This window comes from Pedobacter jejuensis (assembly GCF_003725795.1).
Lineage (GTDB): Bacteria > Bacteroidota > Bacteroidia > Sphingobacteriales > Sphingobacteriaceae > Pedobacter > Pedobacter jejuensis.
Genome location: NZ_RBEE01000023.1, coordinates 206,040 through 232,521 on the forward strand (window position 1 = coordinate 206,040; position 26,482 = coordinate 232,521).

The window sequence follows — 26,482 nt, forward strand, 5'->3', positions numbered from 1 at the left end:
GCAGATGATGCGTATCTAAAAATTGGGATTTAGTGATCAGGAATATCGTGTTGAATTAAACAGCACTTAGAAAAATAATAAAGTGGAGAAGACAATTAACTTAAAAGGAATAACCTGGAACCACAGTCGCGGGCTGTTGCCGATGGTGGCAACGGCTCAACGATTTTCAGAATTGTACCCTAATGTTCAAATCACCTGGGAGAAAAGAAGTTTGCAACAATTTGCCGATTTATCGATTCAGGCGTTGGCAGATCGATTTGATTTGCTGGTTATCGACCACCCCTGGGCGGGCTTTGCCGCCAAAACAAAATCGATTGTGCCTTTGGATTTTTATCTTTCTGAAGATTACCTTGCAGACCAGGAACGCAATTCCGTGGGTCAATCTTATGAAAGTTATTTCTATGATGAACATTTATGGGCGCTGCCGATTGATGCAGCAACTCCTGTGGCAGCATCAAGACCTGATTTACTTGCTGAAAAGGGATTGGAATTACCCAAATCATTTGAAGATTTACTGGCACTTGCCGATAAGGGATTAGTTGCTTTCGCAGGCATTCCCATTGATGTTTTAATGAATTTTTATACGCTTTGCTGCTCACTTGGCGAAGACCCCTGCCAAAATGATAGCGAAGTTGTTTCCACGCAGACAGGGGTTAAAGCTTTAACAATGTATCGTGAATTGGCATCAAAAATTGATAAAGCAAACTTTAGCAGAAACCCGATTCAGCTTTACGAGTCGATGACTTTAACTGATGAAATTGCTTATTGTCCATTTGCTTATGGTTACTCAAATTATTCTAGAAATGGTTACGCCCATAAAACATTGCATTTTCACGATATGATATCTCTAGACGGAAAAAATAATTTGAGAAGTACTTTAGGAGGAACAGGTTTAGCAATTTCTTCCAAATGCGAAGAGCTTGATGTTGCTGCAAAATATGTTGAATTTGTGGGTTCTACAGCTTGCCAATCTACTTTGTTTTTTGAAAGCGGCGGCCAGCCCGGGCATTTGGATGCCTGGAAAAACGAAGCAGTAAATCGTCAGAGTCAGAATTACTTTTTCAATACTTTACCTGCTTTGCAACGGGCATTTCTTCGTCCGAGATACCACGGTTCCATGTATTTTCAAGACCATGCCGGCGATGTTGTTCGGGATTATTTAATGAATGGTGGCGATGAAATCAAAGTTTTATCAGCATTGAACGAATTGTATCAAAAATCTAAAACAATGGTTTTATCATGAACAGACCATTAGAAGGACTTTTGGTTTTAGAGTTTTGCCAGTTTCTGGCAGGACCATCAGCCGGTTTAAAATTGGCAGATCTGGGCGCCCGTGTAATCAAAATTGAGCGACCAAAAACGGGTGATGCTTGTCGCCAATTATCCATCAAGAACCTTTTTGTTGAGGGTGATAGTTTGCTTTTTCATACCATCAACAGGAATAAAGAAAGTTATGCAGCCGATTTGAAAAATCCGGACGATTTAGAGCGGTTGAAAAAATTAATCAGCAAGGCTGATGTGATGACTCATAATTTCCGTCCGGGTGTAATGGAGAAAATTGGTTTGGATTATGGAAATGTTCAAAATATCAACCCAAAGATTGTTTATGGCGCTGTAACTGGTTATGGAAATGAAGGACCTTGGCGCAATAAACCTGGTCAGGATTTACTCATTCAGGCAGTTTCAGGTCTCACTTTTTTATCCGGCGTTGATATCGACGGGCCTGTTCCTTTTGGTCTATCAGTTTCGGATATCATGTGTGGAAACCATCTGGCGCAAGGTATTATGGCAGCTTTAATCAAAAGAACAAAAACCGATAAAAGTGTTTTGGTTGAAGTGAGTTTACTGGAATCCATTTTGGATGTACAGTTTGAAGTGATTACAACTTACTTAAACGATGGTGGAAAATTGCCTGATAGAAGCCAGGCAAAAGGTAGTGCGCATGCATATTTGAGCGCTCCTTATGGTATGTACGAAACCAGGGATGGTTACATTGCAATGGCAATGGGAAATCTTCCGAACATCTGCGAAATCATAAAATGTGATATTGCTGATTTGTATGTAGAGGCAGGTTCAGCATTCGATAATCGTGATAAACTAATTATTCGTCTGGCCGAAACATTCAAAGAAGAAGAGACGAAAACCTGGTTAGGCCTTTTAGAGCAGCATGGAATCTGGTGTGCCGAAGTGTTGAATTATCAAACAGCTACTGTTTTGAGTACATACAAAAACTTAGAAATTGAGCAGGAATTAGATTTGAGCAGTGGCAAAAAAATAAAGACAACTGTTAGTCCGATAAGGCTGGATAACGAAAAATTATTTGCAGCGAAAGCCGCACCAAAACTAGGTTTTGATACGCAGGATATTAGTAAAGAATTTGAATTAACGTAAGTCCGTCATTGCGAGGCACGAAGCAATCTGATAGTGGGGTGGGTAAAAAAAAGATAAGCTTTACCCACAAAGGAGATTGCTTCGGATGGTGAAAAACCAATCCTCGCAATGACGGCATTGATAAATAAAAATATGAAACCGCTTGAAGATTATTTAGTTATTGATTTTAGCCAGTTCCTTTCGGGACCATCGGCGAGCTTGCGCTTGGCCGATATGGGCGCTCGTGTAATCAAAATTGAGCGTTTAGGCGTAGGCGATATTTGTCGTACACTTTACACCTCTAAGTTAATTATGAATGGCGAATCGTCGGTTTTTCACGCCATAAACAGGAATAAGGAAAGCTTTGAAGTCGATTTGAAAAATGAAGATGATTGTGAAATGGTTCGTGAGCTGCTTAAAAAAGCCGATGTCATGATTCACAATTTCCGCCCTGGTGTAATGGAGCGTTTGGGCTTCGATTATCAATCAGTTGTCGCATTAAACCCGACAATCATTTTCGGCGAAATTTCGGGTTACGGCATGAAGACAGAATGGAAAAATAACCCTGGTCAGGATTTGTTGTTGCAGGCGGTTACGGGGTTAACTTATTTAACTGGAAATGCCGATAGTGGACCCGTTGCAATGGGTTTATCCATCGTAGATATGTTGGCTGGCTCACATCTGGCCCAAGGATTACTAGCTTGTTTATATCGCAAAGCGATAAAAGGCGAAGGTGGTTTTGTACAGGTAAGCATGATGGAATCGGCTTACGATTTCCAGTTTGAAACCATCACAACCTTTATGAACGATGGTGGCGCTTTGCCCGAACGTTCGAAAAAGAACAATGCAAATGCTTATTTGAGCGCTCCTTATGGTATTTATCAAACAGAAAACGGATATTTAGCATTGGCAATGGGCTCAATTCCTCAACTTAGTAATTTATTGGGTTGCGAGAAATTAGAAGATTACACTGAAATTAGTGAGGCATTTGACAAACGAGATAAAATAAAAGCGATTTTAGCAGAACACCTTTTATCAAATACAACTGAAAAATGGCTTTCGATATTAGAAACTGCTGATATTTGGTGCTCTGATGTTTTGAACTGGAATGCCTTGATGGCTCACGACGGTTTTAAGGTATTGAACATGATACAGGAAGTGGAAATGGTTGATGGTTACAAATATGAGACGACCAGATGCCCGATTCGCATTGATGGAGAGTTGCTTAAATCCTCTGTTGGTTCGCCTAAATTGGGGCAGGACAATGAAAAAATTATCAAAGAATTCATAAATCAGAGTACTATTGCAAATGCATAACCAAATAGAAACCTTCAAAATTGCTGTACGCAAGTTTGCCCCCTTTGAATCTGCCATGAAGAAATTTTGGGATAAATATTGCGAATTTTCAGGTTGTACTTTGAAGTTGGAAATGGTTGTGATGGATTTGCATGAACTTTACGATTGTACAATTACTCAAAAAGGTATGGCCCATGGCGATTTTGATATTGCACATATCAGTACCGATTGGGTTTTGGAAGGTTATTCAAATCAAGATTTCGAGGTTTTAAATCCTTACATCAATAGAAATAAACCCGAAGATTTCCCAAGAGGATGGAGTAAGTCACTATTGGGCTTGCAGCGTTTCGGCTGGGAAGTTGTAGGCTTTCCTTTTCATGACGGACCTGAATGTTTCATTTACAGGAAGGATTTATTTGAGAGTGAAATTGAAAAAGCTAATTATCTGGTGCAATTCGGTAAAAGTTTGGCAGTTCCGAAAACCTGGGAAGATTTCCATCAGGTGGCGCAATTTTTCAACCGCCCTGCCGATAATTTATATGGAAGTATTTTTGCCTGTTATCCTGATGGTCACAACACGGTTTTCGATTTTTGTTTGCAGTTATGGACCAGAGGAGGAACATTGGTCGACAATAATGGTTCAATCCAAATTAACACCGAGGCCGCAATTGATGGTTTGAATTTCTACCGTGCAATTGTAAATGATAAGACTGCGGTCCATCCAAAATCAGCGGAATTCGAGTCTGTAGCAGCTGGAATTGCTTTCTCGCAAGGGGAAGCAGCTATGATGATAAATTGGTTTGGCTTCGCTGCGATGTCTGAACTAGATGTAAACTCAAAAGTTAAAGGCAAAATCGATGTTGAATTATTACCATCGGCCCCAGGTAAAAATTCTGCATCCTTGAATGTTTACTGGCTTTACACTATTGCAGGGGGCAGTAAAAATAAAAAAGTTGCTTACGATTTTCTTTGCTTTGCTCTAGCCCAAGAACAAGATAAGCAACTCACTTTAGAAGGTGGAATTGGTTGTAGAATCTCGAGCTGGAAAGATGCGGAAATCAACGAAATCATTCCATATTATCATAAATTAGAACAACTGCATGAGGTTGCAAATATGCTCCCTCAAAAAGAAAACTGGGCTGCAATTGCGGCAATAATAGATAAAATGGTTTTGCAGGCAATAAATACAAATTCGCCATCCGAAGCGCTTATTCAGCTTGCACAAAATCAAATTAATGAAATTGATAAATGAGTATTGTTATAGAATATAAGCCAGAATTACCGCAAACTCAACAACCCATCATCATCATCGGTGCAGGTGGAATTGTGGCTGATGCACATCTTCCTGCATATAAGATTGCGGGTTTTGAAGTTCATGGTATTGTCAATAGAACTAAAGAAAGGGCGCAGAAATTAGCTGATGCTTTTGGTATTCCCAATGTTTATGATTCTGTTGCGGAAGCGGTAAAACTTGCTCCGAAAAATGCTGTGTATGACTTAACGATCATGCCAGAACAGTACATCGAAACTTTAAATCAGTTACCTGATGGATGTGCCGTTTTAATTCAAAAGCCAATGGGAGATGATTTTAAACAGGCAAACGAAATTCTTGAACTCTGTAGAACAAAGAATTTAAGGGCAGCGGTAAACTTTCAATTGCGTTTTGCTCCATTTGTACGTGCCGCAAAATACTTGATTGATAAAGGTTTAATCGGTGAATTGTACGATATGGAAGTCCGTGTAACAATTAAAACACCATGGGAAATTTTTCCTCATGTGATTATTCACCCGCGACTGGAAATTCAATACCACAGCATTCATTATGTCGATTTAATTCGTTCGTTTTTGGGTAATCCTCAAAGTGTTTTAGCTAAAACTTTAAAACACCCTGCAAAGAATTTATCATCCTCTCGTTCCACGATTTTATTCGATTATGGTGATACCATGCATGCGGTAATCAATACCAACCACGACCATGATTTCGGTCCGAACCACCAGGAAAGTTATATCAAATGGGAGGGAACAAAAGGAGCAATCGTAGCGAAAATCGGGTTACTGATGAATTATCCGCATGGTGTTCCTGATGTTTTTGAATACTGCATCATAGAAGAAGGAGAATCGCCTGAATGGCAAACCGTAAAATTAGATGGCTCATGGTTTCCTGAAGCATTTATTGGAACAATGGCGGATTTAATGCGGTTTAACGAAGGTACGACTGATGTTTTGCAGACTAGCGTGGAGGATGTAATTCAAACGATGGCTGTTGTGGAAAGTGCTTATAAATCGAGTGATATTGGAGGAGTGAAAATTGGATAGGCACAGCGTCATTCCGAGTAGAAATGGCAAAACATTTTTTTGTCTTAGCCGGACGGCTTTTTTCTTAAATACATAGCCTATGATTTCAATCATGGGGATAATAATAAAAATATAAGTTTTAACAACATATAGGGTTAAAAGCAGAAACTTTCTAATCCTCTCTTCTGGAGAGGAATTGCAGATAAGAACAATTACCCCAAAACATTTAATAAGGAGAAGCTTTTTATGTATTTCAAATCAACATTTTTTGGAGATTATCAATTACAAGACAAACGTGTAACCCTAGGCCGCACGATAACAGAAACCGATTTTGTAGTTCACGCCGGTCATACCGGTGATTTCTTCCCGCACCATATGGATGCAGAATGGTGTGCAACGCAGCCATTTAAGCGGCGTATTGCTCATGGAACCATGATTTTTAGCATCGGAATCGGACTAACCGCATCGGAAATTAATCCTGAAGCCATGAGTAAAGGCTACGATAAACTGCGTTTTGTAAAACCCGTTTTCATTGGCGATACCATTCATTCTGAAATCACGATTTTGGAAAAGGGAGAAAGCAAACGACCTGAATACGGAACCGTAACCGAACATGTAGAAATTATTAATCAACATGGAGAAGTCGTTTTAGTCTGCGACCATCTGCTTGTAGTAAAGAAAAAGTCAGTTTAATAGTCATTTGTTCACTCGTTCATTAGTCAAATGCCCAATCAAATCAACTAATGAACTCGATAATAGTTAGCAAACACAACTACCAATGAACAAATGACTAATGAACCATTGAACTAATAAAAAAACTAAATATAATGAACCACAACACACAGCCCGAAATTGTAACTGAGGGGAATCCGTCCTCAGGAAAAAAATATTTATTGCCATTTATATTAGTGGTAAGCTTATTTTTTCTTTGGGGAATGGCACACAACCTTGATTCGATTTTGATTCCCCATTTAAAAAAAGCGTGTAATCTGAACAACAGACAATCTACATTGATCGATACCTCGGTTTTCTTTGCCTATTTTTTAATGGCAATACCGGCGGGAATGATTTTAAAAAAATGGGGCTATAAAGCAACCATGATTTCAGGTTTGTTGGGATTTGCTTTTGGAGCTTTTCTTTTCGTTCCGGCTGCAAACAATTTATCCTATATCACATTTTTAATTGCTTTATTTATCATTGGTTGCGGTTTAACCCTGCTCGAAACTTCTGCAAATCCTTATGCGGCGGTTCTGGGCGACCCCGCAAAAGCAACTAGCAGATTAAATTTGGCTGCATCTTTTAATGGCCTGGCAGCAATGGTTGCGCCGCTTATCGGCGGATTATTTATCCTTTCAGGAAAATCGCATACTAAGGAAGAACTTGCTGCAATGACTGAAGTCAGTCGAAATAATTACTTCCTCGAAGAGGCTGCATCCGTTAAAACACCCTACATCACACTTGGAATAGTTTTATTGGTTATCGCCGTTATATTTTACTTTATTCATCTCCCGGAAATTAAAACCAAAAGCATTGATGGCGAGGCTAAGGGAAGTTTTTTTGGTTCACTTCGCCATAAACATCTGCGTTGGGCGGTTGCGGCACAGTTTTTCTATGTAGGTGCACAGGTTTGTGTAACAAGTTTTTTTATCAGAATGGCACAACAAGGCGGCGGCTTTGATGAAAAAACCGCTGCATCGTATCTTGTAGTTTATGGATTTCTGTTTACTGCTGGTCGCTTTGCCGGAACGGCACTTTTGCAGTTTATATCATCAAATAAATTGCTCGCTATTTATGCGGTTATTTCAATTATTCTGTGTTTAGTGGCCATTTTAGGACAAGGTTCATATGTGGTTTACGCTTTGGGTGCCGTCGGATTTTTTATGTCGATAATGTTTCCGACAATTTTTGCTTTGGGCATTGAGGGAATCGGAGACGATACTAAACCGGGTTCATCCTGGCTAATCATGTCCATTGTCGGAGGCGCGATTTTACCATTCGGAATGGGAACTTTAATTGATATGTATGGTGACAACATTCAAATCGGCTATAGCATTCCTTTGGTTTGTTTCATTATCGTTCTGTTCTTCGCTTTACGAGGTTATAAAATCGCTCATAAATAGCGAAGAGAATATACGTCTTTGCGAGACACGAAGCAATCTGCGAAGAGCGGTGGGAAGTCGAAAACGGCCTACACAAGATAAGATTGCTTCATTTCGGTCAAAACCGAAAATTTGCAATAACGAAAAGAAATCAAAATGAAACCAATGTTTAGTAAAATCTTCTTGTTCTTTCTTTTTTGCGTTTTTTGCTTTAAGCTTAATGCGCAACAAAATGATAATGCGAAACCTTGGGTATTTTGGTATTGGGTTAAGGGTGCTGTTTCAAAACAAGGCATCACTGCCGATTTAGAAGCAATGAAATCGAACGGAATTGCGGGTGCTTATTTAATGAGCATTCAAGGCCCTGATAAGGCGCCTGTTTATGCTCCGCCTGCTGTTCAACTCACACCGGAATGGTGGAAGTTGGTGGAATTTGCGATGAATGAGGCAAAGCGCCTGGATTTAAAAATAGGAATGCACGTTAGCGATGGCTTTGCTCTTGCCGGTGGTCCATGGATTACGCCTGAAAAATCCATGCAAAAAGTTGTTTGGTCTAAGTCTTTGATCAATAATTCTTCTGCCAAAATTATATTGCCAAAGCCTGAATCTAAAGAAAACTATTATAGAGATATTGCGGTTTATGCCTATCCATCGCCGATTGGCGAAAACATTTCAACCAGGACAGTTATCCCTAAAGTTACAGCAAGTAATGGCGCTGATGCCACAGATTTGATTCAACCCGGAAATAAGAAAAACTTCGGTTCAAATGAACCATGTTACATTCAATATGAGTTCGAAAAGCCATTCACCTGCAGAACAGTTACCATTAAAATCAGTGGAAATAATTATCAGGCGCAACGTTTAGCGATAGAAGTGAGTGATGATGGTAAAGTTTTTCGTTCCATTGGAAGATTGGAGCCGCCTCGCCATGGTTGGCAAGATACTGATGAAAATGTAACACATTCTATTAAACCAACTATTGCAAGGTTTTTCAGGTTTATTTATGATAAAAGGGGTTCTGAGCCCGGCGCCGAAGATTTGGATGCTGCTAAATGGAAGCCATCATTAAAATTGGTAAATCTCGAGTTAAGCTCCGAGGCACAAATTAATCAATTTGAGGGTAAAAATGGTTCTGTTTGGCGTGTTAGTAAGAGAAGTACTGATGACCAAATCGCCAAAAAATTATGTGTTCCTTTGAATAAAATTATCAACCTTACCGATAAACTAAACCCTGATGGGTCTTTAAACTGGAAATCCCCGAAAGGCAATTGGACAATTTTAAGAGTTGGTCATACTTCTACAGGCCACACCAATGCCACTGCAGGTGGAGGAATGGGTTTGGAATGTGATAAATTTAATCCCGAGGCCGTAAAATTACAGTTTGATAGTTGGTATGGCCAAGCTTTAAAACATGGCGGGCCGGAAATTGCAAAAAAAGTTTTAAGCGTTTTTCATGTCGATAGTTGGGAGTGTGGTAGCCAGAACTGGTCGCCGTTATTTAAGGCTGAGTTTTTAAAACGCAGAGGTTACGATTTAACGCCTTATTTACCAATCATTACAGGCTTGCCTGTAGAAAGTGTATCGGTTTCTGAAAATTTTCTGTACGATGTTAGAAAAACTATTTCCGAACTGGTGGTTGACCATTTCTACAAAATCCTGGCAAAATTGGCAAAGGAGAAGGGCGTAACTTTTACCGCCGAAAGTATTGCGCCAACCATGATGAGCGATGGTTTAATGCATTACAAAACTGTTGATGTACCGATGGGAGAATTCTGGCTGAACAGCCCGACGCATGATAAACCCAATGATATGCTCGATGCCATTTCCGGTGCCCATATCTACGGCAAAAAAATCATTCAGGCAGAGGCATTTACAACCGTTCGTATGGATTGGAATGAAAGTCCGGCGAATATGAAGGCTTTGCAGGATAGGAATTATGCGCTTGGCATAAATAAATTAGTATACCATGTTTTTACGCATAACCCCTGGATGGATAGAAAACCCGGTATGACTTTAGACGGCGTGGGTTTGTATTTTCAACGCGACCAAACCTGGTGGAAAGCAGGAAAAGCTTGGATAGATTACGCAGAGCGAACTCAAAATTTATTGCAGCAGGGAAAACCTGTAGTGGATATCGCCGTTTTTACAGGAGAAGAATTTCCTCGTCGCTCGGTTTTACCAGATAGATTAGTAGAAACCTTACCAGGAATTTTTGGTGGGGATGTAGTGGAATCAGAGCGAAAACGTTTGGCAAATATGGGAGAACCATTACGGCAAATTCCTGCTGGCGTAACACATTCAGCCAACATGGCCGACCCCGAAAACTGGGTAAATCCTTTACGTGGCTATGCTTATGATAGTTTTAATCCTGATGTGTTAAGCACGGCAATCGTTAAAAATGGCGAGGTCGTTTTTGAAAGCGGTGCAACCTATAAAATTTTAGTTTTCACAGGCAAATTGAAATTGAATCCGAATTATCAATACATGAGTTATGAGGTAGTTAAAAAACTTTCTCAATTAATTAAGGCTGGTGTCAAGGTTATTGTTGCAGATAAACCTTTGTATCAAAATGGAATAAAGCAAGTAAGCAAGGCTGAATTTGATAGGGTTGTTGAGGAGATTTGGGGAGAAGGTTTTAGTGAGGTTTATAACGATATTAGTCCAATTTACACCAAGAATTTAGGAAAAGGACAAATTTATAAGGCACCATATTACGGAGAAAGCTTTGAAAAAATGACTTTGCACCCCGATTTTTATGCTGTTGAAGGACAGCCTAAACAAGCTGATAAATTAGCATTTACACACAGGAAGTCTGCTGAAAAAGATATTTACTTCATATCCAATCAGAAAAATGAGAATAGAATTATTTCGACTTCATTTAGAGTTTCCGGTAAAGTGCCTGAATTTTACAATGCGGTAAGTAACCAAAAAATTGAAGCAAGAGAATGGAAAATATCAAATGGTAGAACAACTTTAAAGATAGAACTAAAACCAAAACAATCGATTTTTGTACTCTTCGAACAACCAACTAAGCAAACCCAATCGAACAAAGGTAATAACTGGTCGAGTTTTAAAACCATCCAAGATATCTCAAAATCCTGGCAGGCAAAATTCGATATCGCTTATGCTGGGCCATCAAATGCCATCATTTTTAGTGAGTTAACAGATTGGACAAAAAGCGCTGACAGCTTGATTAAATACTATTCGGGCACTGCTATTTACACTAAAAACTTCACTTTCAACGGAAATCCGAATGATAAAATTTGGATTGATTTAGGCGAGTTCTCCAGCATTGCTGAAGTAAAAATCAATGGTATAAACTGTGGTACCTTATGGACTGCTCCGCACCGTTTGGAAATCAGCAAAGCCATCAAAAATGGCGAAAATAAAATCGAAATTGAAGTGACTAATACCTGGGCAAATCGTTTAATTGGAGATAGCAAATTGCCTGAAAATAAAAAAATTACCAAAACTACTGCGCCTTTCCGTTTGGAGGGGAAACCCTTAAATCCTGCAGGATTATTAGGGCCAGTAGTGATACAAACCGAAGAGAAATAAAACTCATCGTCATTGCGAGGCACGGAGCAATCTAATGAAGAGCGATTGCTTCGTGCCTCGCAATGACCACAAACGAAACTAAAATGAAACTAAAACTCACAATACTTTTAAACCTAGCTTATTGCATTATTGCATCGGCAACGGTTAAACCCGCATCTATTTTTACCGACCACATGGTTTTGCAACAACAAAGTAATGTGGCTGTTTGGGGTTGGGCTAAACCGTTAACAAAGGTAGAAATCAATACTTCGTGGAATAACAAGAACTATTCGGTTACATCAGAGAAAGATGGGAAGTGGAAAATAAAAGTTACTACACCAGCTGCGGGCGGACCTTATGACATCGAATTAAACGACGGCGAAAAACTGGTTTTAACAGATATATTAATCGGTGAGGTTTGGTTTTGCGGTGGCCAGTCGAATATGGAAATGCCGATGAAAGGCTTTAAAGGCCAGCCAATTACTGGTTCAAATGAAATAATTTTAAAATCAACCAATAAAAACATCAGGCTATATACCGTTCCACGTTCTTCAATTACAGAACGTCAGGATAACAGCAAACCTTCACCATGGAAATTAGCAGCACCTGAAACCGTTTCCAATTTCAGTGCAACGGCTTATTATTTTGGCTCTTTATTGAGCGAGATGTTAAATGTTCCTGTAGGAATTATAAATGATAGCTATGGTGGCGCTACAATTGAGGCATGGATGTCTCCTGAAGATTTAAAAGCATTCCCTGAAGTTAAAATTCCGACAAAAGGAGACACAATTAAAGAAGTTAGCAGAACACCAACAACGCTTTATAATGGCATGCTTTATCCCCTTATTGGTTATGGAATAAAAGGTGCCATTTGGTACCAAGGAGAATCAAATTATGAACGTCCGGATAGATATGAAGCGTTATTTCCGGCGATGGTATCTTCATGGCGCAAAAATTGGGATAATGGTGAATTCCCTTTTTATTATGCACAGATTGCGCCTTACAATTACACACAACTTCCCCCTTATCATGTAGGTGAAAAGTTTAATTCAGCATTTTTAAGAGATGCGCAGCGAAAATCTCTGACCAAAATTTCGAATTCGGGCATGGCCGTATTAATGGATATTGGAGAAGAAAAATCAATTCATCCAGCTAATAAAAAACAAGTCGGAACACGTTTGGCTTACCTTGCTTTGGCCCAAACTTATGGCATAAAAGGTTTTGGGGCATTAAGTCCGGTTTATGAATCTTTAAGTATCGAAAAAAATAAAGCAGTAATTAAGTTTCAAAATGTAACGAATGGCTTAACTTCATTTGGTAACGAGTTGAGTTTATTTGAAATAGCAGGAGCAGACAAGAAATTTTATCCGGCGAAAGCCTCGATAACAGGAAGTAGCATAACCGTTTCGGCAGAAGAAGTGAAAACACCGATTGCAGTTCGTTATGCATTTAAGGATTTTGTAATTGGCGATTTATTCGGAAACGATGGCTTGCCGGTTTCTTCTTTCCGCACTGATGAATGGGATAATTAGCGATACGTCATTGCGAGACACGAAGCAATCTATTTTATAAGAGATTGCTTTGTGCCTCGCAATGACGAGAATATTAAATAAATACAAGGAAAAATAATGCCGAAATACACGGTCTTCAAATATCTCAATTGCACAAAGAAAACAAATCCTTTCTTTGTGTTCTTCGTGTCTTTGTGGTTGGTAACTGCCAATGCCTTTTCGCAAGAAAAAGAAACACATAACATTGTCTGGACTTCCCAAAGTCATAATTCATCAGAATCGATGCCCGTTGGTGGAGGTGATATTGGTTTAAACCTTTGGGTAGAAAAAGGCGAAGTTTATCTTTATTTATCTCGCAGCGGAACGTTTGATGAAAATAATACACTGTTAAAGCTCGGCAGGGTAAAACTCAAATTCAGTCCTAATCCTTTCGAAGGAAAGACTTTCAGACAGGAGCTGATTTTGAACGATGGTTGCGCACAAATTTCAGGTTCCAATGGCAAAATCAATACTCAAATCAAAGTTTGGGTTGATGTGTTTAATCCAGTAATCCACCTGAACATTAAATCAAATCAAAAAATAATTACCGAGGCAAGATATGAAAGCTGGAGATTTGAAGACCAAATTACCAAAGGCAAGGAGAATAACCAGAATTCTTATAAATGGGCGCCACAAGGAATTGTGAAGACCTTTAAAGATGAAATTGTATTTAAAAATAATGCTATTCAGTTTTATCATCGAAATAAACCTGAAACCGTTTTTGACGTTACGGTAAAACAACAAGGATTGGAATTTAGAAAAGCTGAATTGTTCAATCCGCTTAAGAACCTGATTTTTGGCGGTTCTATGCAAGGTGATAACATGATTTCTTCAGGAAATTATAGTGGAACATATTTAAATACACCATATAAAGGCTGGGTTTTGAAAAGTAAAAAGCCATCCAAATCTGCTCATGTTACCATCACTTTAAATATTTCAAAAACTGAATCTGTTCAGGATTGGGAGAAAAGCTTAAATGAAATAAACACAAAAACCAACCAAAAAGCCTGTATCCAATGGTGGAACGATTTCTGGAAAAAAAGTTTCATTTACATTAATTCAAAAGACGAAACCGCAAATCAATCCGCTAAAAATTATCGACTCTTCCGGTACATGTTGGGTTGTAATGCTTTTGGAAAATATCCGACAAAGTTCAACGGTGGTTTATTTACATTCGACCCGCAACTCACCGATTCAACTTTAAAATACTCACCAGACTTCAGGAATTGGGGAGGTGGAACACATACCGCTCAAAACCAGCGTTTGGTGTATTGGCCAATGCTAAAAGCCGGAGATTTTGAGCTCATGAAACCTCAATTTGATTTCTATCTAAACTTGTTAAAGAATGCTGAAATCAGAACACAATCTGCCTGGGGGCATAAAGGGGCAAGTTTTACAGAGCAATTAGAGAACTTTGGATTGCCAAATCCAGCCGAATACGGTTGGAAACGTCCTGCCGATTTCAATAAAGGCATGGAATATAATGCTTGGCTTGAATACGAATGGGATACTGTTTTGGAGTTCTGTATGATGATTTTGGAAACGGAAAGATACAATGGTGATAACATTCAAAAATATCTTCCGCTGATTGAAAGCTCTCTTACGTTTTTCAAAGAACATTATACTTTTCTGGCTAAGCAAAGAGGGGCAAAGGGTTTAGATGCTGATGGTCATTTGGTTCTATATCCGGGTTCCGGAGCTGAAACCTATAAAATGGCATATAATTCTACATCAACAATCGCTGCTTTGAAAACTGTCTTAGAAAGATTAATTGCTTACCCCGGTTTATCCGAAAAACAAAAAGAAGAATGGCTGGGGATGTTGAGAACTATTCCGCCAATAAGTTTCAGGAATTTCCAGGGACATACCACAATTGCGCCCGCAATGCATTGGGAACGAATTAACAATACCGAAAGTCCGCAGTTGTACCCGGTTTACCCCTGGGGAATTTATGGAATTGGAAAACCTGGTTTAGACACGGCGATAAATACTTTCAAATATGATGCAGATGTTTTGAAATTCCGTAGTCACGTGGGTTGGAAACAGGATAATATATTTGCAGCAAGACTTGGGTTAACAGAAGATGCTGCAAGATTAACCACGGCGAAACTGAAAGATTCCGGGCGACGTTTTCCTGCATTTTGGGGGCCTGGTTTTGATTGGACACCCGACCATAATTGGGGTGGTTCGGGCATGATTGGTTTGCAGGAAATGCTGTTGCAGGCAGACGAAAAAAAGATTTATCTGTTCCCGGCTTGGCCTAAAGACTGGGATGTTCATTTCAAGCTTTATGCACCCTACAAAACTACTGTTGAAGGAACTTTAAAGGGTGGAAAATTGATAAATTTAAAAGTATTGCCCGAATCCAGAAAGGCAGATTTAATTAATATGATTAAATAATTAACCACAGAAATAGGATGAGCAGGAATTTAACAAAGTAGAATCTGTGTTTATCTGTGAAAATCAGGGGCAAATAAATTAAATATTTCAAAATGGATTTAGTTTATCTTTTTTACTAAAATGTCGTCTATGGAATATTTCCATTTAAGAAAGTCGACCGTATGCTTTAAGGAAGTACGATATCTCTCTGCCGTGCCGTTGGTATATTCTGTCCCTACAAGAACTTCAAGTTTTCTGTTATGTTCCTTAAATACATCTATCAATGTATATTGTTGTTCCTCTTTACCAAGAAACTTATCTCGAATGGTGTCTGCGGTTAACAATTTACCATTAAGGACTAAGTGGCGATGCGCCTCATTGACCTTAAACTGAAGATCCGATAGATACGCATTCAGGGATTTGGCATCTTCCTTTTTACCCGTAGCTCTTCCATTTACGGCACTCCACCCCTCAGGCACACATGATCTTCCCGATGTAATTTCCGAACGTTTTCCGTCTACAGTAATTCTCATGTAGATTGGAACTGGTCCGTCTTGATAATTCTTTGGCTTCTTTAAGTAAAAAAGCAAGCTGAAATTGGTTTTCATAATGTTTTACATTAATAGTTAACAAATCTAGCTTTGCAGACAGAAAAAGTCAAGATGTTCATCTATTGAAAACCTTGATTATTAGTTAATTACATCGAATTCGGTGAGTCATTTTATTTTCCCCTTCAACTCACCGAATCACTCACCAGTGATATGTTAGTGAGTAGATAAAAAGGTGCCCTCAGTGAACGAAAAAAGCCTGCAATCATTCGATTTGCAGGCTTTTAGAGGCTTTTACACCGTTTTGGCGGAGAGTGGGGGATTCGAACCCGCGGACCCTTTAACAAGTCAACAGTTTTCAAGACTGCCGCAATCGACCACTCTGCCAACTCTCCGCGACAAAAGTACAAATCCCATTTAAATCTGCAAATAGTGATTGCGTTTTTTTTCTAAAAAGTTGATAATTGCTTAACACAGAGAGAGAAAAAATTATTTCTTGGTAATATTATCCTCAATTGAAGCCGTTTTTTTGAATAAATTGAAGGTGGGACGAAGGATTTTAACGCTTCTTTTGCTCACATCAACGCTTGCATTTAGCTCAAATCCGATTAATAAGATTAAAGAATTTAAGTAAAGCCAAATCATAACCACAATTAATGTCCCGATTGAGCCATAAACTTTGTTGTAAGAGCCGAAGTTATTAATGTAAAATGAAAAGCCCCAAATCGTTAAAAATGCCAAAATAGTGGCCAGCCATGAACCTGCACTAAAAAGCTTCCATTTTTTTGCATGTGATGGTCCGTAACGGTACAAAATCGAAATCGTTATAAAATACAAAACCGTCAAAAGTGTCCATCTGGTGAGCTGTATGGCGTAAACAGCGAGGCTATCTTTTATGTGTAGTTCTGTTTTAATATAATTCAAAAGCAATTCTCCAATTGCCATTGCACTAATGCATAATATAACAGAGAAAAAGATTGTCATGGTTAAAACCAAAGCAATTATCCGCTGTTTTATCCAACTTCTAGTTTCGATGACTAATGAGGCTTTATTAAATGCCTTCATTAAATTTTTAACACCGTTTGTCGCAAAAAATATAGCGGATAAAAAACCGAAGGATAGTAAACCTTTATTTTGGTTTTTAACGATGTCTTTTAAGGTTACCTCAAACGCTTCGAATGCATTGTGTGGTAATATCAGTTCGATTAAGCTTAATAGCTTGTCTTGAAAGCCCGATATCGGTATAAATGGTATTAGTGTGAACAAGAAGATAATGCTTGGAAATATAGCAAGCATAAAGCTATACGCAAGAGAAGAGGATTTATTAACTAATGACTCTTTGCCAATTTCTTTAAAAAAGAAGGTTGCAACAGTATAGAGCGGAAGCGGACTAAAACCAGGCAATACACAACCTTTAGACCATTCAATAAAATTTGAATAGAATTTAAGATGTAATAATTGCCTGTGTAACCATTCCATTTTAAGTATTAATTAAAAAATGCCGATATTTTTTTCATAAAATTTTCGGGAGGATTTGTTGGTTTACCTTTCTTCATATCAACAAATACGAGTGTTGTTGCACCAATGTTAATGAGTTCATCTTTCTCATTATACAATTCATATTCAAAATAAATACGAATGCCTGGTAATACGTTAACAATAGTTTTAACGGTAATTTCCTGATCGTAGTGGGCAGGTTTAATGTATTTACATTTTAATTCCAATACAGGCATCATAATGCCTTCAGCTTCCATAGAGCTGTAGCTCATACCTAAGCTACGCAACATTTCAACTCTACCTACCTCGTAATATTGGGCATAATTGCCGTAATACATATATCCCATTTGGTCGGTTTCACCATAACGAACCCTTATTTTAGTTGTGTGGCTGTACATTATTTAAAAATGTTTCTTTTATTTAAAGCCTCACGATATTTTTTAGCATTTATTTCATGCTGTTGTTTGGTTACTGCAAAATTGTGGTACCCAGAGAAGTCTTCTTTCGCACACATGTAAATGTAATCGTTTTGGTCGCGATTTAATACCGCGTCAATTGCATTTATGCTCGGCATCATGATAGGTCCAGGAGGCAGTCCTGCGTATTTGTATGTATTGTATAATGATTGTACTTGTAAAAGTTTATTGGTAACACGTTTCACCGTGAAATCATTGTTAGCAAATATTACGGTTGGGTCTGCCTGTAGTAAAACACCTTTGTTTAATCGATTTAAATATAAGCCTGCAATAATGGGCATTTCCTTATCATATAATGCCTCTGCATCAACTATCGAAGCTAAGGTATAAACCTGTGCAGGTGTTAAATTTAAGCTTGAAGCTTTTTGTTTACGCTCGGCAGTCCAAAAGTTATTATATTCTTTATGCATGCGCTCGAAAAACTCTATTGGCGAAACATTCCAATACATTTCATAAGTATTTGGAATAAACATAGCATAAACATTATCCTGGTTAAAGCCATATTTTGAAATGAGTGGGGTAGAATTGAGTACGCTTATGAAGCTTAAAGAATCTGCCTCTAAGTTGCTCGCCAAATAAGCCGCAAAGTCTTCCTTTTTACGGATGTTTTGAAATTTCAATTTTACCGGTTCTTGATTACCTGCCTTTATCAAATTGATAAGCGTTCGGTTGGTCATTCCTTTCCTCAAACGATAACGGCCGGGCTTAACATTACCCGTTAAGTTCATTTTCCCTGCTGCGGTTTCAAATGAAGAAACACTTTTAACAATATCTTTTGTCTTCAAATTTTCTACCAATGCGTTATAATCAGAATTGGTTTTTATGTATAGGTATTTTTGATTATCCGTAACATTTGGAGCGAAATATACTTTGTATAAATTTCCTGCAAAGTATCCTGCAATTAGAATTACTACTACTGCTATAATTAATGCAGCTTTTTTACCGCCGCTCATTTTATTTTTTACTACTTCAGTCATTATGTTTCGATGCGAATTTATAATTGCTTGTTAGATAACGTGATATTAATTTTTGTGCCGATGGTAACTTTAGTTATAGAATCTGCAGGCATTGGGTCCTGTTTGGTGATAACTGCATTCGCACTATCCGTTATCGTTCCTTCATATAAAATATTACCCAGGGTAAGTGCAGAACCTTTTAAACTAAATTTAGCTTCATCAATAGTTAAGCCAAGCAATTGAGGTATATCTACATCCTGGTTCCCACGTCCATCACCCAATACCAGATTGATTCTTGACCCAACCGGAATGGTTTCTCCTGCTTGTATTGGCTGTCCGCCGAAGCTTGCTTCTAAAACAACATCAAGACTTACATCTGCTTTGTATGTGGTATCGCCTAGCTTTAACCTCGAACTTTCTATAATTGCCTGTGCCTCTCTTAAAGTTTTAAATGCAATATCAGGAAACTTAGTATTGGGAATGTTTCCGGCGTTTATTGTTAAATAGATGGTTCTATTATCTTTAACAAATGTATTTGGATCAGGGTCTTGGTCGATAACTATTCCCGCAGGTTGGTCTAAAATAAAAACAGAATCTACCTCATATTTAAGTCCGGCTTCTTCCAGTTTTACAACTGCATCAGTAAAAGAAAGTCCTTTTACCATTGGTACATTTAACCCTTGCCCGTGTTTGGTGTAAAATCTTAAACTAAAAAAGGCAACTAGTAACAGTACAAATACGGTAATAACAGCTGCTAATATGGTCTTTCTGAAAGAACTGGTTTTTAAATAATCTATAAATTTAGACATGAATCTTAAATTCTGTGGTTAATGCTATAAACTCAAATGTAGTTATTTTCATTATTGAATATGCGATTTTTGAATTATTGCATGCACTGCTTTTAGCAAATACAATACCATCTAATGTTATTTCTCCAATTCAAAATTAAATATTGCTCAAAGATATTTATATTTTTGAAGATATATTTACATCAATTTCTATTTCTAAAAAAGGATTTTATAACATGAAAAAAACGATTGCATTGCTAACAGGCGGTACCACAGGCGAATGGGTTGTTTCAGTAAAAAGTGCAGCTACAATTGCTCAAAATATTGATACCAATCTATACGATGTTTATAAAATTATGCTAAATGATAATGGCTGGTTTTACGAACCGGCTGATTCTTTTAAAATAGAAGTAGACAAAAACGATTTTTCGTTAAATTTTGATGGACGAAAAATTAAGTTCGATGGTGTGTTTATTGCCATTCACGGTTCGCCGGGTGAGGATGGGAAATTGCAAGGCTATTTTGATATGCTTCATATTCCATACACTACTTGCGATGCTTTAACTTCATCAATAACGATGAATAAAGGTTATACCAAATCCATTGTTGCAGGAATCGACAATTTATACACGGCTAAATCCATCCAAATTTTTAAAAATGAAAATTACGATTTAAAGCAAATTAAACAAGACTTACGATTACCATATTTTGTAAAACCCAATAGTGGTGGTAGTAGTATTGGGATGAGTAAAGTAAAACATGCCGATGATTTGGAAAGTGCTTTAGAAAAGGCATTTAAAGAAGATACACAGGTATTGATTGAGGAGTTTGTAAGCGGGAGGGAATTTTCTATTGGAGTTTTTAAGGCTAAAGGAGAAATTACGGTTTTACCAACTACTGAAGTTATCCCCGAAAATGAGTTTTTTGATTATGAGGCCAAATATACTCCAGGCGCAACTCAAGAAATTACACCAGGTGAAATGACTGAAGAAGAATTTGCACGAGTTCATCAAATTGTAAAAGATGTTTACAGTAAGCTAAATTGTAGGGGAGTAGTTAGGATAGATTATTTCCTGGAGGATGAAACAGGTAAATTTTATTTCATTGAGATAAATACAATTCCTGGGCAAACTGCCACAAGCTTTATTCCACAACAAGTGGCGGCAATGGGATTATCTTTAAAAGAATTTTATACAGGCTTGATGAAGGAAACTTTAGGCTAAAAATAGTTTTTTGTAACTGCCAGATGTATATTCAACAATTAATTGATAAAGGATTTCCGATAAAAAGCGTTCTTAAAGATTCGATTATTTACGAACCTGGTATGAAACCACGCTTTGTTTATTTTATTAAAAGTGGTGAAATACGAATGGTTACGGTTAGCGAAGAAGGAAAAGAATTCATTCAAGGGGTTTTTAAAAGCGGACAATATTTTGGAGAGCCTGCATTGTTGGTAAATAGGCCATATCTGGCATTTACAATTGCCAATAAAAATTCAGAATTAATTGCCTTAGGAAGAGATGATTTCTTTAAACTATTGAAAAGTGATTCTGATTTTAGTATGGATTTAATTAAGGTTTTAAGCAATAGACTTTTTTATAAATCAATGATGCTGGAAGAACTGGCGAATGAAAAAGCTGAACATCGGTTAGAAACCATTATAAATTATTTATTTACCGATTTAGCAAAAGGCGATAGCTTAAATGTTACCCGACAAGATCTTGCTGATATGACAGGTCTGCGTGTTGAAACCGTAATTAGAGGTGTTAAATTGCTAGCTGATAAAGGATTAATTCTGCTTCATAAAGGAAAAATTATAAAGAAATAATCAATTCAAAACCCTTATAACATTTGGCGTTTTTTACTGTTCTTAAATATGATACAGATCATAATTATTCAGTTTTTTAAGGATTAGCTTTGCATCAATAAATAAGATAGATTATGGCAGAGTTATCAAAATTTCAGGCTGTTATACAATGTAAATGCCCACGTTGCCGCAAAGGAGATATTTTTTCTGGAAATGCTTATGCGTTTAAACTGCAAAAAACGAATGTAAATTGCCCGGTTTGTAATTTAAAATTTGAAAGAGAACCTGGTTTTTTTTATGTTTCGATGTTTGTGAGTTATGCTATGAATGTTGCTGAAATTATAACAATCGGCGTAGCTTCATACGTTTTAGGTTTGGAGCTGGTGTACGAAAATTTATGGTATTACGTCGGTTTAATCCTTGTTGGTGTGCTACTGCTTTCTCCAATAAATTACCGTTATTCCAGAGTTATTCTTCTGCATTGGTTAACACCAGGATTAGGCTACGTTCCTGGTAGTGGAGATAAAAAATAAATGAGACTTATTTGCTTCATGATTTAGCCCCAGTTTTTTAGTAGACAAAAAAGAAATTTTTATGTTGAAAATAAATAAAATAACATTATTTATTTATCTAATTTTTAATAAGTTATAATGTTTATATCAAGTTGAATTTTCTAATCTGAGTTCGATTCTTAACTTAATATTTTGCTTTTTTATCGCCGTATTGCTTGTAAGATACCTCATGCCGAATTTATTTCGTCATCTTTCCTGCAACAAAGACCCTGAAATAAATTCAGGTTGACGTTAACTATAAAACAAATCAGCTTATAAATAATGTTAAAGAAAATTAATAATTGAAATCAGGTTACTAGTTTAAATTAATTCCCAGTTATCAACTTAACTAAAGCTCTTACTTTTTCAACAGATGTTAGTTCATATTGATACTCATCTTCAATACTTCCCATTTTCGTCTGCGTATTTCTGAATATCATTTGGCTATTTACAAAGCTTTTAGCTGAGGCGTGAAATTCTGTTGCTCCGGTTCTTAGCATCAGTTCTTGAATATTATCTTTATTTATTCCTGCACCAGGCATAATTGAAATTCGTCCATTTGCTTTTTGGATTAATTGTGCCAAAACATCAGCACCCTCAATTGCAGAGTTTGCGCCTCCTGAAGATAGTACACGTACAACTCCTAAATCTATTAAATCTTCTAAAGCTTTATTCATATCGTTGCTCATATCAAAAGCCCTATGAAAAGCTACTGGCAAAGGTTTAGCTAACTCAATTAATTCAGCACAGCGAGGTTTATCTATATGTCCATCTGCTGTTAATATTCCGATAACAATGCCATTACAATTTAATGATTTACAGATTTTTATATCTTCTTTCATCAAGTTAAATTCAAGGTCTGAATACAAAAAGTCACCACCTCTAGGACGAATTATCGGCCAAATCTCTATGGTGAGGTTTTTTTTAGCCAGTGCAATTTGTCCATAACTTGGTGTGGTTCCACCTTCGGCCAGATTATCACAAAATTCTACTCTTTTAGCACCACCAATTTGTGCTGCCAAAGCAGATTCGTAGCCATTTGCACATACTTCTAATATTCTTATAACTCCCAATGGAGGCTTTGAATGTACAGCGTTCATGTTATTTTAAAAAAATTAATTGTTCTGTCTTTTGAAGCAGTTCATTGATTAGATAGTGGTTTCGGGAGATTAATAGTAACTTTTCCCTTTGATGAGCAAATCTTGTTTTTCAGCATTACAAACTGCATAGCTAAATCCTTGCTGAATGGCATAAGCACCATATTCGCCTTTTTTATTGATGGCTAAAAAACCCACCTGAATGTTCTTTGCAGTTTCTGGTTTTTTCTTTATAATGCGCATAACGGCTTCTTTACAAGCAGCTTCTGGGGTGTAGCCTTGTCGCATAAGTTCAACTACTAAAAACGACCCAACATTACGAACAACTTCTTCTCCAACACCTGTAGAAGTAGCTCCTCCAACCTCATTATCAACAAATAAGCCTGCACCAATTATGGGGCTGTCGCCAATTCTGCCATGTAATTTATATGCCATTCCACTTGTTGTACAAGCACCAGAAATATTTCCTTTCGCATCTATGGCTAACATGCCAATCGTATCATGATTGTATTGGTTTCCAGGTAATTTTTGAGGTGCAGCTTTGTCGTAAAGCTTATTCTCAATATTCATTACAGGTTCATACTTGGCAGTTTTAAGCCATTCTTTCCAGGCTTTTTCGCTAGATGGTGTAAGCAGATTTTCTTTTTTAAAGCCTTGTTCTAAAGCAAATTGTAGTGCTCCATCTCCAGCAAGCATTACGTGAGGAGTTTTTTCCATAACCTTTCGTGCAACAGAAATCGGATGTTTAATATGTTCTAAAGCTAAAACAGCTCCACAATTTCCGAGTTCATCCATGATGCAAGCATCTAATGTAACTTTACCATCTCTATCTGGTAAACCTCCATAACCTACTGATTGATTTTTTTCATCGGCTTCTGGTACCCAAACGCCTTGTTCAACAGCATCAAGCGATTTACCACCTTTTGATAGAACTTTCCAGGCATCTGCATTAGCTGCAATGCCGAAATCCCAGGTAGAAATTACAATGGGCAAATTTGCTGGTTTGTTTGGTTGAGATGGCAAAACATTGGCCATGCTGGTTTTATCAAGTGCTAATAAGCCTGCTGAAAGAGCAGAGGCTTTTATAAATTTACGACGATTAAACATCTGTTTGGTGATGATTTTTTTAGGTTAATATTTTAAGTATTGCCAATTATATCTGTATTACTCTATTTGGAATTTATCAGCATCTTTTAAAAATGGGAACTGGCGCCTTATTTTTACCAATTCTTCATAATTTATGGTAACGGTGTACATATCTTCATCTTCGGGTTTGTAATAAACTGTGCTTCCATAAGGGTCGATGACCATAGAATGTCCTCCGTGATAAACTTGATTTCCATCATGTCCAACACGATTTACAGCAATTACATAGCTTTGATTTTCTATTGCTCTTGCAGGAATTAAAGCTCGCCAATGTGCCGAACGCTTGTCTGGCCAACTTGCAACGATTAATAAAATATCATATTCTTCGTTAACATTGCGCAACCAAACCGGGAAACGTAAATCATAACAAACCGCAAGTCTTATTTTCCAGCCTTTTAATTCTACAATAAGTTTATCACTTCCAGAGCTAAAATTTTTGTCTTCATCACCCAAACCAAATAAGTGGCGTTTATCATAATATTTATGGTCGCCATTTTGCTCCATCCATACCAGGCGATTATAATATTTGTCGTTTTCTCTAATTATTAAACTTCCGGTAACAACACAATTGTATTGATTTGCCATTTTCTGCATCCACTGCATGGTTTTTCCGCCCATTTCTTCGGATAATGCTTCCGAATTCATACTAAAGCCGCTGTTAAACATTTCGGGAAGAACGATTAAATCCGTTTTTTCTCTAACGCCCATAGATAACCGCAAGGCTAAATTCAGAAGGTTTTTTTCTATGTTTTCCCAAAAAAGGTAGGCCTGAAAAATCGTTACTTTCAGGTTTTCTATTTGGGTGTAAATAGGTGTTTCCATAAGTTAGGGGTTAGGGACGATGATTAAACATTTCTTAATTTATCTGCTGCCAAGGCTAGTGTAGCGTGCTCTTTGGCAAAACAAAATCTAATAATTTTATGGTCGTTTGCTTTTTGGTAAAATGCCGAAACTGGAATGGTGGCAACCCCAAATTCTTTTATCAACCTGATGCTGAAATCTACATCCTTCTCATCACTTATTTTGGCGTAACTGGCGCATTGGAAATATGAACCTTTGCAAGGCAATAGTTCAAATCTCGTATCAGCTAAAAGTCCTCTAAAGTAATTTCGCTTCGTTTCAAAGAAATTAGTAATACCTGTATAATTATCAGGGTTTTTAATGTATTCGGCAATGGCTTGTTGCATCGGACTATTAACGCTAAAAACATTAAATTGGTGTACTTTTCTAAACTCTTTGGTAAGTTGTTCTGGAGCAAGGCAGTAACCCAATTTCCAACCTGTTGCATGTAAAAGTTTACCAAATGAGGCTACAATAAAGCTTCTTTCTCTCAATTCTGGATAAAGCATTACGCTTTTATGTTTTTGCTCATCGTAAATTAAATGTTCATACACCTCATCACTGATAATTAAAATGTCTGTTCCACTTATTAATTTAATGAGCGATTTCATATCACTTTCTGAAAGAATACTACCAGTTGGATTTTGAGGCGAATTTAAAATTATCATCCTTGTGCTGGAAGTAAATAGCTTTTTTACCATGTCCCAATCAATACCATAATCTGGTGGTGCAAGCTGATAGGTTTTAACTAAACCACCAAAAAGTTTAATTGTAGGTGCATAACAATCATAAGCTGGCTCAAAGATTATTACTTCATCGCCAGGATTTATGATGGAAGCCAAAGCAGTAAAAATTGCCTGGGTTCCACCAGCGGTAACAGTAATTTCTGTATCTGGATTGTATTTAACATTATAGCAATTTTCAACTTTTTCGGCAATGGCTTCCTTCAAAAAAACATTGCCGGGCATGGGTGCATATTGATTAAAGCCATCTTTCATAGCTTTATTTACTAGTTCTGTAAGTTTAGGGTCGCTTGGATAATCTGGAAAACCTTGCGATAAATTAATGGCGTTGTATTCAGCTGCAAGTTTAGACATTACTGAAAAAATGGTGGTACTTACACCTGGAAGCTTCGATTGTATATTTAACATGTTATAAGCGAAAATAGCAAAAAAAGCTCGAAAGATTTTATTGTAAAATCTAAGTGTCAATTAATGAGCTTTATCGAACTCACGATTTTTGGCTAAAAA

Annotated in this window: 22 protein-coding genes and 1 tRNA gene; 13 read left to right on the forward strand and 10 right to left on the reverse strand. The window is 37.4% G+C overall.

The features are described from left to right. Positions 1-82: 82 nt before the first annotated feature. The 10 genes from D7004_RS11630 (at position 83) to D7004_RS11675 (ending at position 15,547) form a co-directional block, all read left to right on the forward strand. Positions 83-1,243: an ABC transporter substrate-binding protein gene (locus tag D7004_RS11630; RefSeq protein ID WP_123206024.1), complete on the forward strand. Its 1,161-nt coding sequence runs from the start codon at positions 83-85 to the stop codon at positions 1,241-1,243. Continuing rightward, the gene (locus D7004_RS11635) at positions 1,240-2,391 is read left to right on the forward strand and encodes a CaiB/BaiF CoA transferase family protein (protein WP_123206025.1); all 1,152 of its coding nucleotides are present in this window, start codon (positions 1,240-1,242) and stop codon (positions 2,389-2,391) included. Before D7004_RS11630 ends, D7004_RS11635 begins: the two co-directional genes overlap by 4 nt. Before the next feature lie 132 nt (positions 2,392-2,523). After that, on the forward strand, positions 2,524-3,687 hold the full coding sequence (locus tag D7004_RS11640) for a CaiB/BaiF CoA transferase family protein (RefSeq protein WP_123206412.1): 1,164 nt from the start codon (positions 2,524-2,526) through the stop codon (positions 3,685-3,687). Next, entirely contained in the window at positions 3,680-4,918 is a 1,239-nt protein-coding gene (locus D7004_RS11645) for an extracellular solute-binding protein (protein WP_123206026.1), read from the forward strand. Before D7004_RS11640 ends, D7004_RS11645 begins: the two co-directional genes overlap by 8 nt. Then, entirely contained in the window at positions 4,915-5,982 is a 1,068-nt protein-coding gene (locus D7004_RS11650; RefSeq protein ID WP_123206027.1) for a Gfo/Idh/MocA family protein, read from the forward strand. Before D7004_RS11645 ends, D7004_RS11650 begins: the two co-directional genes overlap by 4 nt. Positions 5,983-6,207: 225 nt before the next feature. Further along, entirely contained in the window at positions 6,208-6,654 is a 447-nt protein-coding gene (locus D7004_RS11655) for a MaoC family dehydratase (protein ID WP_123206028.1), read from the forward strand. 134 nt (positions 6,655-6,788) lie between these two features. Then, positions 6,789-8,081: an L-fucose:H+ symporter permease gene (gene fucP, locus D7004_RS11660; RefSeq protein ID WP_123206029.1), complete on the forward strand. Its 1,293-nt coding sequence runs from the start codon at positions 6,789-6,791 to the stop codon at positions 8,079-8,081. A 135-nt stretch (positions 8,082-8,216) separates the two neighbouring features. Then, positions 8,217-11,618 (forward strand): glycosyl hydrolase, encoded by a 3,402-nt coding sequence (locus tag D7004_RS11665; protein WP_208646830.1) that lies wholly within the window; start codon positions 8,217-8,219, stop codon positions 11,616-11,618. Positions 11,619-11,701: 83 nt separating this feature from the next. Further along, entirely contained in the window at positions 11,702-13,129 is a 1,428-nt protein-coding gene (locus tag D7004_RS11670) for a sialate O-acetylesterase (protein WP_123206414.1), read from the forward strand. A gap of 96 nt (positions 13,130-13,225) precedes the next feature. Further along, the gene (locus D7004_RS11675) at positions 13,226-15,547 is read left to right on the forward strand and encodes a DUF5703 domain-containing protein (protein WP_123206030.1); all 2,322 of its coding nucleotides are present in this window, start codon (positions 13,226-13,228) and stop codon (positions 15,545-15,547) included. Positions 15,548-15,645: 98 nt separating this feature from the next. On the opposite strand, the gene D7004_RS11680 is transcribed toward D7004_RS11675, so the two are convergent. From D7004_RS11680 to D7004_RS11705, 6 genes are all read right to left on the reverse strand, one after another. Beyond that, positions 15,646-16,134, reverse strand: coding sequence for an Arm DNA-binding domain-containing protein (locus D7004_RS11680; RefSeq protein WP_123206031.1), 489 nt, complete (start codon positions 16,132-16,134; stop codon positions 15,646-15,648). 245 nt (positions 16,135-16,379) lie between these two features. Then, a tRNA-Ser gene (locus D7004_RS11685) sits at positions 16,380-16,469 on the reverse strand. A 94-nt stretch (positions 16,470-16,563) separates the two neighbouring features. Further along, positions 16,564-17,553, reverse strand: a complete 990-nt coding sequence (locus D7004_RS11690; protein WP_123206032.1) for a YihY/virulence factor BrkB family protein — start codon at positions 17,551-17,553, stop codon at positions 16,564-16,566. A gap of 8 nt (positions 17,554-17,561) precedes the next feature. After that, a complete protein-coding gene (locus tag D7004_RS11695; protein WP_123206033.1) occupies positions 17,562-17,969 on the reverse strand; it encodes an acyl-CoA thioesterase in 408 nt (135 codons plus the stop codon). Next, on the reverse strand, positions 17,969-19,024 hold the full coding sequence (gene mltG, locus D7004_RS11700) for an endolytic transglycosylase MltG (RefSeq protein ID WP_123206034.1): 1,056 nt from the start codon (positions 19,022-19,024) through the stop codon (positions 17,969-17,971). Before mltG ends, D7004_RS11695 begins: the two co-directional genes overlap by 1 nt. Positions 19,025-19,041: 17 nt before the next feature. Continuing rightward, positions 19,042-19,812 carry a PASTA domain-containing protein gene (locus D7004_RS11705; RefSeq protein WP_123206035.1) on the reverse strand — a complete coding sequence of 257 codons (771 nt, stop codon included), beginning with the start codon at positions 19,810-19,812 and terminating at the stop codon, positions 19,042-19,044. A gap of 215 nt (positions 19,813-20,027) precedes the next feature. Between D7004_RS11705 and D7004_RS11710 the strand changes: the two genes are divergently transcribed. The 3 genes from D7004_RS11710 (at position 20,028) to D7004_RS11720 (ending at position 22,131) form a co-directional block, all read left to right on the forward strand. Next, positions 20,028-21,014 (forward strand): D-alanine--D-alanine ligase, encoded by a 987-nt coding sequence (locus D7004_RS11710; RefSeq protein WP_123206036.1) that lies wholly within the window; start codon positions 20,028-20,030, stop codon positions 21,012-21,014. 23 nt (positions 21,015-21,037) lie between these two features. Next, the gene (locus tag D7004_RS11715) at positions 21,038-21,619 is read left to right on the forward strand and encodes a Crp/Fnr family transcriptional regulator (protein WP_123206037.1); all 582 of its coding nucleotides are present in this window, start codon (positions 21,038-21,040) and stop codon (positions 21,617-21,619) included. Positions 21,620-21,732: 113 nt separating this feature from the next. Continuing rightward, a complete protein-coding gene (locus tag D7004_RS11720; protein ID WP_123206038.1) occupies positions 21,733-22,131 on the forward strand; it encodes a DUF983 domain-containing protein in 399 nt (132 codons plus the stop codon). Between the two features lie 344 nt (positions 22,132-22,475). Here the strand turns inward: D7004_RS11720 and D7004_RS11725 are convergent, their stop codons facing one another. The 4 genes from D7004_RS11725 to D7004_RS11740 all read right to left on the reverse strand — a co-directional run bounded on the left by D7004_RS11725 (position 22,476) and on the right by D7004_RS11740 (position 26,383). Continuing rightward, positions 22,476-23,249: a copper homeostasis protein CutC gene (locus D7004_RS11725; protein ID WP_123206039.1), complete on the reverse strand. Its 774-nt coding sequence runs from the start codon at positions 23,247-23,249 to the stop codon at positions 22,476-22,478. Between the two features lie 69 nt (positions 23,250-23,318). Continuing rightward, entirely contained in the window at positions 23,319-24,353 is a 1,035-nt protein-coding gene (locus D7004_RS11730) for a N(4)-(beta-N-acetylglucosaminyl)-L-asparaginase (RefSeq protein ID WP_123206040.1), read from the reverse strand. 57 nt (positions 24,354-24,410) lie between these two features. Further along, complete coding sequence (locus tag D7004_RS11735) at positions 24,411-25,214, reverse strand: nitrilase family protein (protein WP_208646831.1); 804 nt, start codon at positions 25,212-25,214, stop codon at positions 24,411-24,413. A 23-nt stretch (positions 25,215-25,237) separates the two neighbouring features. Next, entirely contained in the window at positions 25,238-26,383 is a 1,146-nt protein-coding gene (locus D7004_RS11740) for a methionine aminotransferase (protein ID WP_123206041.1), read from the reverse strand. Positions 26,384-26,482: the final 99 nt, after the last annotated feature.

Bases quoted from the DNA above. Each gene is read 5' to 3' on its own strand.
- D7004_RS11635 (WP_123206025.1), top strand. From the start codon at position 1,240: ATGAACAGACCATTAGAAGGACTTTTGGTTTTAGAGTTTTGCCAGTTT.
- D7004_RS11640 (WP_123206412.1), top strand. From the start codon at position 2,524: ATGAAACCGCTTGAAGATTATTTAGTTATTGATTTTAGCCAGTTCCTT.
- D7004_RS11645 (WP_123206026.1), top strand. From the start codon at position 3,680: ATGCATAACCAAATAGAAACCTTCAAAATTGCTGTACGCAAGTTTGCC.
- D7004_RS11650 (WP_123206027.1), top strand. From the start codon at position 4,915: ATGAGTATTGTTATAGAATATAAGCCAGAATTACCGCAAACTCAACAA.
- D7004_RS11655 (WP_123206028.1), top strand. From the start codon at position 6,208: ATGTATTTCAAATCAACATTTTTTGGAGATTATCAATTACAAGACAAA.
- fucP (WP_123206029.1), top strand. From the start codon at position 6,789: ATGAACCACAACACACAGCCCGAAATTGTAACTGAGGGGAATCCGTCC.
- D7004_RS11665 (WP_208646830.1), top strand. From the start codon at position 8,217: ATGAAACCAATGTTTAGTAAAATCTTCTTGTTCTTTCTTTTTTGCGTT.
- D7004_RS11670 (WP_123206414.1), top strand. From the start codon at position 11,702: ATGAAACTAAAACTCACAATACTTTTAAACCTAGCTTATTGCATTATT.
- D7004_RS11675 (WP_123206030.1), top strand. From the start codon at position 13,226: ATGCCGAAATACACGGTCTTCAAATATCTCAATTGCACAAAGAAAACA.
- D7004_RS11680 (WP_123206031.1), bottom strand. From the start codon at position 16,134: ATGAAAACCAATTTCAGCTTGCTTTTTTACTTAAAGAAGCCAAAGAAT.
- D7004_RS11690 (WP_123206032.1), bottom strand. From the start codon at position 17,553: ATGGAATGGTTACACAGGCAATTATTACATCTTAAATTCTATTCAAAT.
- D7004_RS11695 (WP_123206033.1), bottom strand. From the start codon at position 17,969: ATGTACAGCCACACAACTAAAATAAGGGTTCGTTATGGTGAAACCGAC.
- mltG (WP_123206034.1), bottom strand. From the start codon at position 19,024: ATGACTGAAGTAGTAAAAAATAAAATGAGCGGCGGTAAAAAAGCTGCA.
- D7004_RS11705 (WP_123206035.1), bottom strand. From the start codon at position 19,812: ATGTCTAAATTTATAGATTATTTAAAAACCAGTTCTTTCAGAAAGACC.
- D7004_RS11710 (WP_123206036.1), top strand. From the start codon at position 20,028: ATGAAAAAAACGATTGCATTGCTAACAGGCGGTACCACAGGCGAATGG.
- D7004_RS11715 (WP_123206037.1), top strand. From the start codon at position 21,038: ATGTATATTCAACAATTAATTGATAAAGGATTTCCGATAAAAAGCGTT.
- D7004_RS11720 (WP_123206038.1), top strand. From the start codon at position 21,733: ATGGCAGAGTTATCAAAATTTCAGGCTGTTATACAATGTAAATGCCCA.
- D7004_RS11725 (WP_123206039.1), bottom strand. From the start codon at position 23,249: ATGAACGCTGTACATTCAAAGCCTCCATTGGGAGTTATAAGAATATTA.
- D7004_RS11730 (WP_123206040.1), bottom strand. From the start codon at position 24,353: ATGTTTAATCGTCGTAAATTTATAAAAGCCTCTGCTCTTTCAGCAGGC.
- D7004_RS11735 (WP_208646831.1), bottom strand. From the start codon at position 25,214: ATGGAAACACCTATTTACACCCAAATAGAAAACCTGAAAGTAACGATT.
- D7004_RS11740 (WP_123206041.1), bottom strand. From the start codon at position 26,383: ATGTTAAATATACAATCGAAGCTTCCAGGTGTAAGTACCACCATTTTT.